Raw genomic sequence first — 12,237 nt, 5'->3', positions numbered from 1 at the left:
GACACGCATGAGCACGGCCCTACAGGCGATCATCGTCGGGATTCCGCTCGCCTGGCACCTCGGCCTGACCGCCGTCGCCTACTGGGACGCCGGACGAGTCGGCTTAGAGCCCCCGAAGAAATGGGCGGCGATCACCTTCTGTATCCCCATCATCGGCTTCTTCATCTACCTCTTCGAGCGCAGCGAGCTCTCCTACGACCCGGAGACCGACCCCTACCGGGGGAACAACTTCAACGTCCACCCCTCTCGAGCCGACGACACGCCACTGCCGTCGCGGGGCGACGATCGGCTCTCGCCGCTCGAGGACGACGACGAAGACGGATAACGGGGTACTCGAGCGCCGTCGGCAGCCACCCGCCGCGGGGTCGTGGCTTCAAGCCCGTGGCCGTCGAACGGGCGAGCGAGATGACAGCTACCGGCACCATCACCCTCGTCCCGAGCGTCCACTTCTCGGCGGTCCATCGCCGCCGAGTGCGGGAGACGATCCGCGAAATCGATCCCGACCTCGTCGCCGTCGAACTCGACGAGACGCGATTCGAGCGGCTCGAGGATCGCGACCGGCCGGAATCGACCGAACTGGCCCACGAGCTACCGCCGCCGGCCGCGGCGACCTACGCCACCCTGCGGGCGATCCAGCGGACGGTCGTCCGGCTGTACGGGCTCGAGCCCGAACAGACGGATATGGAGACGGCCGTCGAGACCGCCGCCGAACTCGACCGCGACGTGGCGCTCATCGACGAGCCGATCGCCGAGACCGTCACCGAAATCTCGCGCCGGCTGGGCCCGGAGACGCTCCCGAAGCTGATTATCCGCACGTGGGCGATGGGGCCCGAGCAGTACGCGACCCAGTTCGAGATGCTGTCGCTGCCGCTCGACGACGTTCGAGATGGCGACGACGTACAGCCGGCGATCGATCACCTGCGGCACCTCCTCCCCGAAGTCGCCGACGTGCTGATCGACCGGCGCGACCGCGCGATGGCCGAACGGCTCCACGTGCTTCGTCGAGAGGGCTACGACGTGGTCGCGGTGATCGGCGCGGGCCACCACAACGGGGTCGAGCGAGGGCTGGCCGACCTCGAGTCGGAGGAGTTGGACAGAGACGCAGTATCGGCCACGACGGTGCCGATCAGAGCGCCCGCTCGATCGGTGACCCGGATCCCGATACAGTAACGGCAGTCAGTAACTGCGAGACAAATATTTGTAGTGCTGAATAGAGACACCAGAGGCATGAGCGAGGATGGTGTCAGGGCCGCGTTCCCCGAACTCGAGACGATCGAGGACGACGATCTGCGAGCAGGCGTCGTCAATGCGTGGGCGACAGCCATCGAAGCGAACGATATCGACGACCTCACCGAAGTTCCGTGGCTACCCCCGACACAGCGTGCGTTAGGATTGGAGAACGAACGGCTGGTGAGCCACGTTCGGGACGTAACCGCCTGTGCCGTCACACTCGCAGAGACGCTCCGTGAGCGGCGTGAGATCGACCTCTCACTGGATACTGTAGTGGCTGGTGCGCTCATCCACGACGTGAGCAAACTTGCCGAATTCGACGGGCTGGCCGAGACGCCAGTTTACAACTTGCTTGGACACCCCTACTACGGTGTCTACGTCGTTGCAGCGGCGGATTTGCCGGTCGAGCTGGCACATATCGTCCTCTCCCACACGAGTCGGACGACGGTCGAGCCGGCGACGATCGAAGCGGAACTCATCAGGCGGGCCGACGAAGTTGCGGCAGCCGCCATCCGGTCACAGGCGACAGACGATCTTCGAACCGTGTAACTGCTACACTAAACGGTAGGCGCTTCGTCTGTACGTACTCCCAGTTCACGCGCCGTCTACGGAAAGAGATCGTGCTGCGGTCTACTGAGAGGAACGCCGATCGGCGACCGCGAGCGCTCAGTCGTCGGCCGGCGCGCCGTGGCCGCCCTCGAGCGCCGCATCGGGGACGGTCCCGTCGTCGTTCCAGCCGCGTTCGTCGTAGTACTCGGCCAGTCCCTGCTCGAAGTCCGGAATCTCGTAGGGTAGCGCATCGTCGTCGCTGTCGAAGCCGCGCTGGTTGTTGAAGTGGCGTTCCATCGCGACGACCTCGCCGCCGAGTTCGAGTAAGTCCTCGTAGTCGGCGTCGAGCAGCGTCTCCATGCGCTCGTGGCTCAGGAAGTCCCGCGAGAACTTACAGAAGACGGCACTGTCTTTGATCGCGTTGACGTTCTCGAGTTCGACGACCTTCGGCGGCTTGCCCTCGAGGCCTTCCTTGTCGAAGGCGTCGTCGGCGTCGACAAGCGGGTACTCGTAGGGGTAGAACTCGGCGTACATGTGGTCTGCGCCGCGGTTCGAGGTGGCAAATGCCAGCCCCTGGCCGTTCAGGGTGCGGCCGTCGTGGGCGGAGAACTCCATGCCCTTGACGGTCCAGTTCTCGACGCCGAGGTCGTCGTGGATTCGGTCGACGCCCTCGGCGAGGGTGTCGCCGACGCCCTCGCGGTGGGCGATCTTCTCGACGAGATCGTGGATGAGATCGGCGTTACCGAACTCGTCCTCGCTCGCGAGGTAGGCCGCGACGGTGTCGCCAGCCGAGATGGTGTCGAGCCCGTACTCGTCACAGAGCTTGTTCGACTTCATCAGGTCGACGATGTCGTCGATGCCGGAGTTCGAGCCAAAGGCCATCAGCGTCTCGTACTCTGGCCCTTCGGTCTCGAGGCCGGACTCCTCGTCGCGGGTCGGCAGTTTGCAGGCGAAGGCACACGCCGAGCAGGTGCCTTTCTTGTACTTCTTCTCCTCGACGCGGTCGCCGCTGATCCCGTCGATCCCCTCGAAGGACAGCTCCTCGAAGTAGTAACTCGGCAGGGCTTCGACCATGTTCGCGTACTCCGCGACCGAGGTCGTCCCCTGTGCCTTCATCGGGTGGTCGGCCTGAGCGGCCTCGCCGTGGATCTGCATCTGGACCGGCGGAATCTCGACCTCGCGGGTCGAATCGCCGTCGAAGGTGATTGCTTTGACGTTCTTCGCGCCCAGCACGGCGCCGAGCCCGCCGCGGCCGAAGGCCCGTTCCTTCGAGGTCATGATCGAAGCGAATCGGACCTCGTTTTCGCCGGCCGGCCCGATGACCGTGGTGTGCTCCGGTCCGAGGCCGTGTTCGTCCTCGATGTACTCGCAGGTCTCGGGAACGGTCGCCTCCGCGAGGTCGGGTACCGCCTCGAACTCGACGCCCTCGTCGGTGACGTGGACGATGACGAGCTCATCGCTCTCGCCGGTCAGTTCGACGGCGCTGTAGCCGGTTCCGGTGAAGTTCCGCGAGAGGAACCCGCCGGCGTTCGAGGAGAGCAGCCCGTCGGTCAGCGGCGAGACGCCGGTCGCCGACATCCGTCCCGTGAAGCTCATCGTCGAGTGTTGCATCGGCCCCGTCGCGAAGTAGAGCCGGTTGTCCGCTCCCAGCGGATCGGCGTCGAACGGGACCCGATCGTGGGCGAGTTTCGTCCCGAGCGCCCGGCCGCCGATATAGGACTCGAGGAGGTCGTCGATTGCCTCGGTCTCAGCCGTTCGCTCGCCAAGGTCGATCGAGCACAGTGGTCCCCGTACGTGTTTCATGATACCACAGTGGTGGTCACGGGCGCAAAACGGTATCGGTTTTTCGAGCGGCGAGGGCCCGTGTATCGAACGATCGGGGCCGAATGCAACCGATCACGACAGTCACACGTTCGGGTGCGTTTATCATCCCGCGGCGTCTGGGCTCGCTCATGTCGCGGCCGGACGACCTCCTCGAGCAGCCGACGATCGACGACGTCTACGAGCAACTCGAGGCACTCGAGGAGACGGTCGATACGGCCGACGAGCGGACGGAGGTGCGTCGGACGATGCGGCTGGTCGACAGGCTCTCGCACAACGCGGCGGTCGGGAAAGTGATCACCGAGTTCACGCGCAAGGACAAAGCCGAGGCGTTCGTCGGCAGCGTCATCGTCGGGCTGCCGATGCTGGTCGAGGACGGCGTCATCACCGTCGGCACGCATCTGGCCGCACATCCGGCGCTGTTGCTCGCGAATCTGGCGTTCACCGCCGCACTCGTCGTCGGGATCCTCTACGTCGCCGACTTTCGGGAGGTACAGATCCACGATCCGTACGTCGGCGTCGTGCCGCGACGGCCCGTCTGGGTGCTGGTGATCGCGTTCGCGACCGCGGCGGGACTACTGACGCTGTGGGGTCGCGTTCGGTGGAGCGAACCGTGGCTCGCGCTGTGTCAGGCCTCGGTCGTCTTCACGGCGATGGCGATCGGTGGCTCGCTCGGCGATATTCTCCCCGGCGAAGACTGACCCCGATTCCGGTGGCCGCCGGCGCTACACCGGCGTCCCGCAGCGTTCGATCGCTTCGCGGACCGCCTCGGTCCGACCGATGAGCGTGATGTGGTCGCCTTCCTCTAAGACCACGTCCGCGGAGGGAACCTCGTTGGTCCCGTTCCGGCTGACGAGCGCGATGAGGACGCCGTTCGGGAGTTCCTTTCCGACGTCGACGACCTGCTTGCCGACGAGGTCGGCGTCGGTGACCTTGATCTCCTGGACGTCGCCCGAGCGGCCGAGTTCGGACATCCAGTTCGAGAGCGCGGGTCGTTCGATCACGTTGTCGATCGCCCACGCAGTCGATTCGGCCGCCGAGATCGTCTCGACGCCGAGGTCCTCGAACGCCGACGCGTTCGACGGGTTATTCGCGCGGGCGACCACCGTCTCGACGTCGAATCGCGACTTCGCGAGTTGCGCGACGAGGAGATTCACGTCGTCGTCGCCGGTCGCCGCGACGATGATGCGAGCGTTCTCCGCGCCGGCAGATCGTAACACCTCGACGTCGGTCCCGTCGCCCTCGCGGGCGGTGTACCCGTCGTTTCGGAGGTTTTCGAGGGCTTCTCGATCGTCTTCGATCAGTACCACGTTTTCACCGCGCGCTTCGAGCCGTTCTGCCAGCGAGCGACCGACGCGGCCGCCGCCGACGATGAGTACACGCATTGGTATCACGTCGAGTTTCTCCGCGATCTGTCTGGCGAAGCCGCCCTCGAGGACGACCGTCACCAGGATAACGAGAAAGACCGTTCCGACGAGCAGATCCGCGCCGGCCGGATCGGTCTCCTGCAGCCGGATCGCAAACAGCGTCGCGACCGACGCCGGGATGATCCCCCGCGGGCCGACGAAGCTCATGAACAGCGTCTCGCGGAACGTAAACCGATCGCCGCGAGTCGAGAGGAACACCAGCAGCGGCCGCAAAATAAACATCACGGCGAGAACGACGGCCACGCCGCCGAGCCCGAGCGAGAACAGCTGCTCGAACTCGAGCAGCGCCGCGAGCGTGATGAAGACAAAGGAGAGCACGAGCAGCGTAATATCGCCTTTGAACGCCTCGATCTCCTCCTCGTAGGGGAGCCCGGCGTTGCCGAGGATCAGTCCGGCGGTCGCGGCGGCCGCGACGCCGGCCTCGGTGAAGATGTAGTTGGCCGCGCCGTAGGCGACGATCGCACCCGCTAGCGTGAGCAAGCGCGCATTTTGGGGCGCGTTGTCCGGTGAGAGATCGACGTACTGGAGCAGCGCCCAGATGACCGTCGCGACGATGATACCGACGAGCAGGCCCGTCCCTAACCGCTCGGCGAACAACTGCAAGTAGACATCGAGGCTCGGCCTCGAGGCCATCGCCTCGAACAGGACGACCGCGAGGATCGCCGCCGTCACGTCGTTGACGATCCCCTCCGTCTCGAGCGTCGCCGCGACCTGATCGCGAACGGGGACGACTTTCAGGATCGGCGTGATGACCGTCGGCCCGGTCGCGACCAGCAGCGCGCCGATCAACAGCGCGATGGTCCAGTGGGCGTCGAGGAAGTACCAGACCGCGGCACCGGTTCCGAGGAACGCGATCGCCGCCCCGATCGTCGTCAACCGCACCGCGGCCGCGGGTGCTTCCCTGAGCTTGTCGAGTTTGAGATGAAACGCGCCCTCGAAGACGATGATGGCGACGCTCAACCCGACGATCGTCGAGAGCCCGCTGCTTCCGCCCAGCGACTCGATCGACAGGACGTTGAGTCCCTCCGGCCCGATCGCGACGCCGGCGACGATGAGAAAGAGGACACTCGGAACCCGAAACTTCGCGGATAACAGCTGCGAGAAGACACCGAGTGCGACGATTACGGCGACGAGTATGAGGAGATCGCCACCACCTGCGCTGGTCATAGTCGCGACTGGAGAGCGGCGGACGGTCGATACGGCGACACTGCTAGCACGTCCATTCGTTTCGACGGAGACACTCCAATGGGTTAACTCCTACGAGAAGAGCCACCGGTAGCGGCGGCCGACGGTTCGCACCCTCGGTCGAACGGATGGTCGGCGAGACACGTCGGGCGTCGTCACCGACCGGCAAGCGGCAGCCCTCACGGGGTGCCATCACCGACCGGCGAACGCTCGAGGGCGCGCTCTCAGGCGTCCTCGTAGAGGCGATCGACGCGGTCCTCGAAGCGCTCGAGGATGACGCGGCGCTTCTTTTTCATCGTCGGGGTGAGCATGTCGTTTTCCTCGGTGAACTCCTGGGGCACGAGTTCGAACTGTTTGATCGTCTCGTGTTTCTCGAAGTTCTGATTGACCCGGTCGACCTCCTGCTGGATGTACTCGCGGACGCGCTCGTTGTCGCACATCGCCTGCGGGTCCTCGGGCAGGTCGATCCCCTCCTCCTCGGCCCACGAGCGGACGTGGTTCGTGTTGGGAACCAGCAACGCAGCGATGAACTTCTCGCCGTCGCCGACGACCATCGCCTGCTCGACGACCTCGCTGGCGGCGAAGGCGTCCTCGAGCGGGCCGGGCGCGATGTTTTTCCCCGTCGAGAGGACGATGATCTGCTTGGCGCGGTCGCGGAACTCGAGGTAGCCGTCGGGCCGGATGTGGATGATGTCGCCGGTGCGGAACCACCGGTCGCCGTCGTCGTCCTCCGTGAACGCGCTCCGGGTCGCGCCGGGCTTGTTCCAGTAGCCCTGCGTGACGTTTGGCCCCTTCACGAGGAGTTCGCCGACCTCGCCGGGGTCGTCGGTGAAGGCCGCCTGATCGGCCACGGACTCGTCGACTTTTACCTCGACGTTGGAAATCGGCGCCCCGATGGTGCCGATCTTGGCGGCGTCCGGTGGATTCGTCGAGACGACCGGGCTCGTTTCGGTCAGGCCGTACCCCTCGAAGATCGGCAGCCCCATCGCGTGGTAGAGCCGACAGAGCTCCGGCGAGAGGCTACCGCCGCCGCTGATGAGCAACTCGATCTCGCCGCCCAGCGCCTCGCGGACAGACGAGAAGACGAGTTTGTCCGCGACCGCCTGTTTGGCTTTCAACAGTGCGCCCGGCGAGTCGGTCTGTTGGTACTCGACGCCGACGTCCGTCGCCCACTCGAAGATTCGCTCGGAAACGCTCGAGCCGCTGGCCTCCTCGCGGATGCCGTCGTAGATCTTCTCGTATACCCGCGGAACGCTCGTCGCCGTCGTCGGGCTAACAGTGCTGAAGTCCTCCTGGAGCGTGTCCGGGCTCTCCGCGTAGGCGATACAGGCACCGCTTGCAAAGGGAACGAAGTGTCCCGCCGTCCGCTCGAAGACGTGTGCCAGCGGCAGATACGACACCGCCACCGACTCCTCGTCCAACACCGGCACGTCGTCGTCTCTGTCCGGGCGCGGCGCGAACCGTTTCCGGTTCGCGTTGACGTTCGACCGGAAGTTGCCGTGGGTCAGCTGGACGCCCTTCGGCTGGCCCGTCGTCCCGCTGGTATAAATCAGGCTCGCCAGATCGTCCCACTCCGTTTCGTCGATCCGCGCCTCGTAGGCCTCGAGATCGAACGTGTCTTCGCCGCGGTCATATACCTCCCCCAGCGTCAGGATATCGTCGCGGTCGTCGTAGCCTTCGATCTCGTCCATCGAGACGATGAACTCCAGGTCGAGGTCGTCCTCGACTTCCAGCACCGTCTCGAGGAGGTCCTCGTTTTCCACGATGACGCCGTCGGCGTCGGGGTCGTCGAGCAGATACCGGGCCTGATCGGGCGAGGAACTCGTGTAGACGGTGGTGATGACCGCACCCGCCGACAGCAAGGCGAAATCGGACTGAGCCCACTCCATCCGCGTGTTCGAGAAAAGGCCGACGCGATCCCCCCGTTCGACTCCCAGATCTCGAAAGCCCGCCGAGAGGGTGCGAACGATATCGCGCATCTCGGCGTAGGAAATCGTCCGGAACTCGCCGGGCGTCGCGGCGGGCAGGACCGAATCGGTCAGCGATCGGTCGTAGATACCCCCCTTGTACTTCTGTGCCGGTCGATTCGTATTTCGCTCGGCCGATTCCTCGAACATCCGCGCGAGCGTCGTCTCCCCAGTGACCTCGTCTTCGTACTCCCGTTCGGTGTCCAGCCAATCCATATACGCGTGAGAGTAGCTCCCGTGCGATAAAACGTGATGAAACGGATTTCATCCGTCTGCGCGTTTATCAGCCGCGCCGCGGCCGTCGAAAAACCACTCAGACGGCGGAAATCAATCCGTACACGGAAAAGAACCGAACGTTGATTGTCGCGACCGGCGGCTCACTCCCGGCCCTCGAGATAGCCCAGTACGCCGCGCGTGTTCATCACCGCCTCCGCGCTCGACTTCTCCTCGCCCCAGACGTCGTCCATCGCCGCCGTCTCGGCGAAGTGGTCGACCACCGCCTCGTCGTCGCCCAGTTCGTCGCGTTTCTCCTCGACCGCCGCGACCCACTCGGAGAGGACGGTCGCGTACTCGCCGAGCGCCGCCCCGGCGTCGTCGCCGACGTAGCGCGGTCCGAAGTGGGGGTAGAGAAAGACATCCGGATCGAGCGCTTTGAGCGTCTCCACGTCGGCGAGACAGCCCTCGAGGTCGAACTGCGAGGGCGGCGAGGTCTCCCTGATCTCCGCGGTCTGGGGCACCCAGATACCGGCGGCGTCGGCGACGAAGACCGCGTCGTTCGCCGGATCTTCGAAGACGACCTGATGAGGAGCGTGACCGGGGGCCGCGTGAACGCGTAACTCGTGGGCACCGAGGTCGATCGCGTCCCCGTCCTCGATGTCGACGATCCGCTCTTCGGGGATCGGTTCGGGCTCGACGTAGTACTCCCACTGCTCGCCGACGGCCGCTTTCGTCCCCGCGACCAGCCGCGAGGGATCGGCCAGGTGGGCGGCTCCGAGCGCGGGGACGTAGACGTCGGCGTTCGGACAGTCGCGAGCGAGAAGGCCCGCGCCGCCGGCGTGGTCGAGGTGGATGTGTGTCACCGCGATCACCTCGAGATCGTCCCGACCGATGCCGACCTCGTCGAGCGCCTCGAGCAGCAGATCGTAGTTCGTGCCGATGCCGGTGTCGACGACCGCGGGTCGGTCATCGTCGAGAATGTAGACGGCACCGTACTCACTCGTCCCGTACATGCCCGTGTCGAGGTAGTAGAGATCCGAACAGTCACCGGCCGCGACCTCGCGCACGTCTCCGACTTCCATACCGGGAACCCGTTATCGGGCGGGATAAAAGCTCGCGTCGCGGGTAACCGGCAAGCCTCGATTGGATGGAAGCCGTTACAGATTTTACACTCCGCTCTCTTGCACACGGTAGATGGTTCGAACCGCCCCGAAACCGACGCGATCCCCGCCGACATGAGCCACGACACGCCGGGCCTGCTCGACCTGCGCCCGTCCGCGCTGTGGCCGCCCCAAGAGGCGCTCCCCCGGGTGGTCAGCGGCTTCGGCGGGCTCTCGTTTGCGTTCCTCGTCGGCTGGTGGATCGCCTTCGCCGACGTGCTCGAGGCGACCACCGTCGTGCTCAGCCTCGCGCTGATCGGCGGGCCGGCGCTCGGACTCGTCTGGGGCGGCTACCGTCTCGAGCACAGCGACATCGACCCCTCACGCTACGGCCGCGTCCTCGAGTGGTTCTTCGGCGGCGCGCTCGGCTTTCTGCTGATCAACCTCCTGACGATGGCCGTCTACCCCTGGTCGCTCGCGGGGAACGTTTCATGGGCGCAGTTCGCCGCCAACGCCGGCGCCGTCGGCGGGTTCGCCGTCGGCTACGTCGAGGCACGCGCGATCCAGCGCGAGGTCGAGGCGACGGCCGCCACCGTCCGCGCCGAGCAGCTCGCCGACGAGCGGGAGCTGCTGACCTACCTGAACGACCTCCTGCGACACGAGGTGTTGAACTCCTCGCAGATCATCGGCGGCCACGCGACGTTGCTTCGCCAGGAGTGCGACGACGAGCGAAGGCGCGACCGGCTCGCGACGATCGAACGCGAGAGCGACGACCTCATCGGCGTCATCGAAGACGTGCGAGCGATGTTAGACGCCAACCGCGGCCCCGAAACCAGCTCTACCGTCGACCTCGTCGCCGTACTCGAGGAGCAACTGGCCGACTGCCGCGTCCGGTTCGACACTGCCGTCTTCGAGGCCGACCTACCCGACGCCGTCGCCGTCAGGGGGAACAAGGGGCTCAGGTGGATCTTCGCGAACCTCCTCGAGAACGCGGTCGAGCACAACGACGGCGACACCGCCCGCGTCCGCGTGACCGTCGACGTGACGGCCGAGAGCGTCACCGTCACCGTGGCAGACGACGGACCGGGGATTCCCGAAGCCAACAGCGAGACGCTGTTCGAGCGCAAGTCGGACAACCACGGGCTCGGGCTCTACTTCTCGCGGATCCTCGCGAACAGATACGGCGGGACGGTCGAACTCGCCGAGACGGGGCCCGACGGCAGCACGTTCGTCGTGGCGTTGCCGCGTGCGGGCGGCGACGGAGACGCCGCCTGATCAGCGCTCGTCGACCGACTCCTTCCACTCGCCGATCCCCGAGGGATCGAGGTGGACGTGCGCGTCGCCGACCTCCTCGAGCGCGCGCAGGCGGTCGACCAGTTCCGACTCGATGTCGTGGGCCTCGCGAAACGGCATATCACCGTCGACCTCGACGTGGACCTCGACCTCGAGGACGGGCCCGTCGTAGAAGACGGCCAGATCGTGGACGCCCTTGACGGCCGGGTGTCGCCGGAGCGCTTCCGTGATCTCGCCGCGTTTTTCGGGACCGGGCGCGGCGCCGATGAGGTAGTCGACGTTCTCCTTGCCGATCTCGACGCCCTGATAGACCACGAGAAGGCTGACGAGGCCGCCGGCGGCGGGATCGAGCAGCGGGAGATTCACCAGCACGCCCAGAACGCCGACGATGGCCGCGATCGACGTGTAAATGTCGTTCAAACAGTCCTTGGCGAGCGCGGCGAGGGCGGTCGACTGGAGAACGTCGTTGATCTCGACGGTGTAGCGGTAGACGAGGTACATATCGAGGATCGCGAAGCCGAGCGCCACGAGCAGCAATACGCTGAACTCGATCTCGGTGCCGTAGAGCAGGCCCTCGACGGACCGATAGAGCAGGTTGAGTCCGAGCAGGGCGATGACGGCCCCGACGAATAGCGCGGTCAGGGGTTCGATCCGGTCGTGGCCGTGGGGATGGGTGTCGTCCGGTTCGTCGAACGCACTGCGACCCCAGATCAGGACGACGACGCTGGCGACCAGATCGGCCAGCGAGTGGGCCGCGTCCGCCAGCAGGGCGACGCTGCCGAAGGCGAGCCCCGCGGCTCCCTCGACGCCGATCTTGGCGACGTTGCCGAGGACGTTCGCCCACGACGCCCGTGCGAACCCGCTGCGTCCGCCGTCCGCGGCAGCGTCTCTGACCATGGCTCGGTTTAGAGGCAGTCTAACCTTGGCTCTTTTCCTTCCGCGACCGGGTTCGGGCTTTCGCAACGCTCATTTCGCTCCTCTGAGAACGCCGCTGTATCCGATCACGGGTCTCCCAGATCACCAGCTATGGCAGCTCACCCGCTCGCTCGACTCGAGACGCTCGCGCTGATCGCCGTCGGCGGCTTCGCCGGCGCGAACCTTCGGCTGTTCGCGATGGGGCTGTTTCCGGACGTGCCCTCGATCGTCCTCGTCAACGCCGTCGGGAGCGCGGCGCTCGGCTTTCTGGTCTACGAGGCCGAGTACGCGGGTCACATCGGCTCCGAGACGCGGACGGTCTTCGCGACCGGCTTTCTCTCCTCGCTGACGACCTACAGCACGTTCGCACTGCAGACCGCGTTCGCGTCGGGCCCGCTCGCGATCGGCGGAATAATCGCCGCGAACTACTCGCTCGGCGCCGTCGGCGTCCTCGCGGGCCGGGCACTGGCCCGCCGCGTCGGCGAGCCGCGGCCGACCGGAGGTGAAACGGCGTGAGCGCGTGTCCAAACGCTG

At 65.9% G+C, this 12,237-nt stretch carries 11 protein-coding genes; 6 read left to right on the top strand and 5 right to left on the bottom strand.

Features of this window, described 5'->3' with window-relative positions; translation table 11 throughout:
• Positions 1–7 precede the first annotated feature (7 nt).
• From NKH51_RS16400 to NKH51_RS16390, 3 genes are all read left to right on the top strand, one after another.
• Positions 8–325, top strand: coding sequence for a hypothetical protein (locus tag NKH51_RS16400; protein WP_254762742.1), 318 nt, complete (start codon positions 8–10; stop codon positions 323–325).
• 80 nt (positions 326–405) lie between these two features.
• Positions 406–1,170 (top strand): TraB domain-containing protein, encoded by a 765-nt coding sequence (locus NKH51_RS16395; RefSeq protein ID WP_254765171.1) that lies wholly within the window; start codon positions 406–408, stop codon positions 1,168–1,170.
• A 57-nt stretch (positions 1,171–1,227) separates the two neighbouring features.
• Positions 1,228–1,779 (top strand): HD domain-containing protein, encoded by a 552-nt coding sequence (locus tag NKH51_RS16390; protein WP_254762741.1) that lies wholly within the window; start codon positions 1,228–1,230, stop codon positions 1,777–1,779.
• Positions 1,780–1,896: 117 nt separating this feature from the next.
• Here NKH51_RS16390 and NKH51_RS16385 read toward each other — a convergent pair whose 3' ends face one another.
• Entirely contained in the window at positions 1,897–3,582 is a 1,686-nt protein-coding gene (locus tag NKH51_RS16385; RefSeq protein ID WP_254762740.1) for an aldehyde ferredoxin oxidoreductase family protein, read from the bottom strand.
• Positions 3,583–3,731: 149 nt separating this feature from the next.
• Here NKH51_RS16385 and NKH51_RS16380 point away from each other — a divergent pair, with 149 nt between their 5' ends.
• Positions 3,732–4,301, top strand: coding sequence for a DUF2391 family protein (locus NKH51_RS16380; RefSeq protein ID WP_254762738.1), 570 nt, complete (start codon positions 3,732–3,734; stop codon positions 4,299–4,301).
• A 24-nt stretch (positions 4,302–4,325) separates the two neighbouring features.
• On the opposite strand, the gene NKH51_RS16375 is transcribed toward NKH51_RS16380, so the two are convergent.
• The 3 genes from NKH51_RS16375 to NKH51_RS16365 all read right to left on the bottom strand — a co-directional run bounded on the left by NKH51_RS16375 (position 4,326) and on the right by NKH51_RS16365 (position 9,477).
• A complete protein-coding gene (locus NKH51_RS16375; RefSeq protein ID WP_254762737.1) occupies positions 4,326–6,194 on the bottom strand; it encodes a cation:proton antiporter domain-containing protein in 1,869 nt (622 codons plus the stop codon).
• A gap of 242 nt (positions 6,195–6,436) precedes the next feature.
• Entirely contained in the window at positions 6,437–8,395 is a 1,959-nt protein-coding gene (locus tag NKH51_RS16370; protein ID WP_254762736.1) for an AMP-dependent synthetase/ligase, read from the bottom strand.
• 161 nt (positions 8,396–8,556) lie between these two features.
• Positions 8,557–9,477, bottom strand: coding sequence for an MBL fold metallo-hydrolase (locus tag NKH51_RS16365; protein WP_254762735.1), 921 nt, complete (start codon positions 9,475–9,477; stop codon positions 8,557–8,559).
• Between the two features lie 153 nt (positions 9,478–9,630).
• Between NKH51_RS16365 and NKH51_RS16360 the strand changes: the two genes are divergently transcribed.
• Positions 9,631–10,770 carry a sensor histidine kinase gene (locus tag NKH51_RS16360; RefSeq protein WP_254762734.1) on the top strand — a complete coding sequence of 380 codons (1,140 nt, stop codon included), beginning with the start codon at positions 9,631–9,633 and terminating at the stop codon, positions 10,768–10,770.
• Here NKH51_RS16360 and NKH51_RS16355 read toward each other — a convergent pair whose 3' ends face one another.
• A complete protein-coding gene (locus tag NKH51_RS16355; protein WP_254762733.1) occupies positions 10,771–11,685 on the bottom strand; it encodes a cation diffusion facilitator family transporter in 915 nt (304 codons plus the stop codon).
• 129 nt (positions 11,686–11,814) lie between these two features.
• Here NKH51_RS16355 and NKH51_RS16350 point away from each other — a divergent pair, with 129 nt between their 5' ends.
• The gene (locus NKH51_RS16350; RefSeq protein WP_254762732.1) at positions 11,815–12,219 is read left to right on the top strand and encodes a CrcB family protein; all 405 of its coding nucleotides are present in this window, start codon (positions 11,815–11,817) and stop codon (positions 12,217–12,219) included.
• Positions 12,220–12,237 lie beyond the last annotated feature (18 nt).

Source organism: Natrinema marinum (assembly GCF_024296685.1).
Classification (GTDB): Archaea; Halobacteriota; Halobacteria; order Halobacteriales; family Natrialbaceae; genus Natrinema; species Natrinema marinum.
The sequence above is the reverse complement of the archived record's forward strand: the minus strand, read 5'-3'. Positions and strand labels throughout refer to the sequence as shown.

Excerpts from the sequence above, each read along its gene's own strand:
- NKH51_RS16400 (WP_254762742.1), top strand. The coding sequence starts at position 8 with ATGAGCACGGCCCTACAGGCGATCATCGTCGGGATTCCGCTCGCCTGG.
- NKH51_RS16395 (WP_254765171.1), top strand. The coding sequence starts at position 406 with ATGACAGCTACCGGCACCATCACCCTCGTCCCGAGCGTCCACTTCTCG.
- NKH51_RS16390 (WP_254762741.1), top strand. The coding sequence starts at position 1,228 with ATGAGCGAGGATGGTGTCAGGGCCGCGTTCCCCGAACTCGAGACGATC.
- NKH51_RS16385 (WP_254762740.1), bottom strand. The coding sequence starts at position 3,582 with ATGAAACACGTACGGGGACCACTGTGCTCGATCGACCTTGGCGAGCGA.
- NKH51_RS16380 (WP_254762738.1), top strand. The coding sequence starts at position 3,732 with ATGTCGCGGCCGGACGACCTCCTCGAGCAGCCGACGATCGACGACGTC.
- NKH51_RS16375 (WP_254762737.1), bottom strand. The coding sequence starts at position 6,194 with ATGACCAGCGCAGGTGGTGGCGATCTCCTCATACTCGTCGCCGTAATC.
- NKH51_RS16370 (WP_254762736.1), bottom strand. The coding sequence starts at position 8,395 with ATGGATTGGCTGGACACCGAACGGGAGTACGAAGACGAGGTCACTGGG.
- NKH51_RS16365 (WP_254762735.1), bottom strand. The coding sequence starts at position 9,477 with ATGGAAGTCGGAGACGTGCGCGAGGTCGCGGCCGGTGACTGTTCGGAT.
- NKH51_RS16360 (WP_254762734.1), top strand. The coding sequence starts at position 9,631 with ATGAGCCACGACACGCCGGGCCTGCTCGACCTGCGCCCGTCCGCGCTG.
- NKH51_RS16355 (WP_254762733.1), bottom strand. The coding sequence starts at position 11,685 with ATGGTCAGAGACGCTGCCGCGGACGGCGGACGCAGCGGGTTCGCACGG.
- NKH51_RS16350 (WP_254762732.1), top strand. The coding sequence starts at position 11,815 with ATGGCAGCTCACCCGCTCGCTCGACTCGAGACGCTCGCGCTGATCGCC.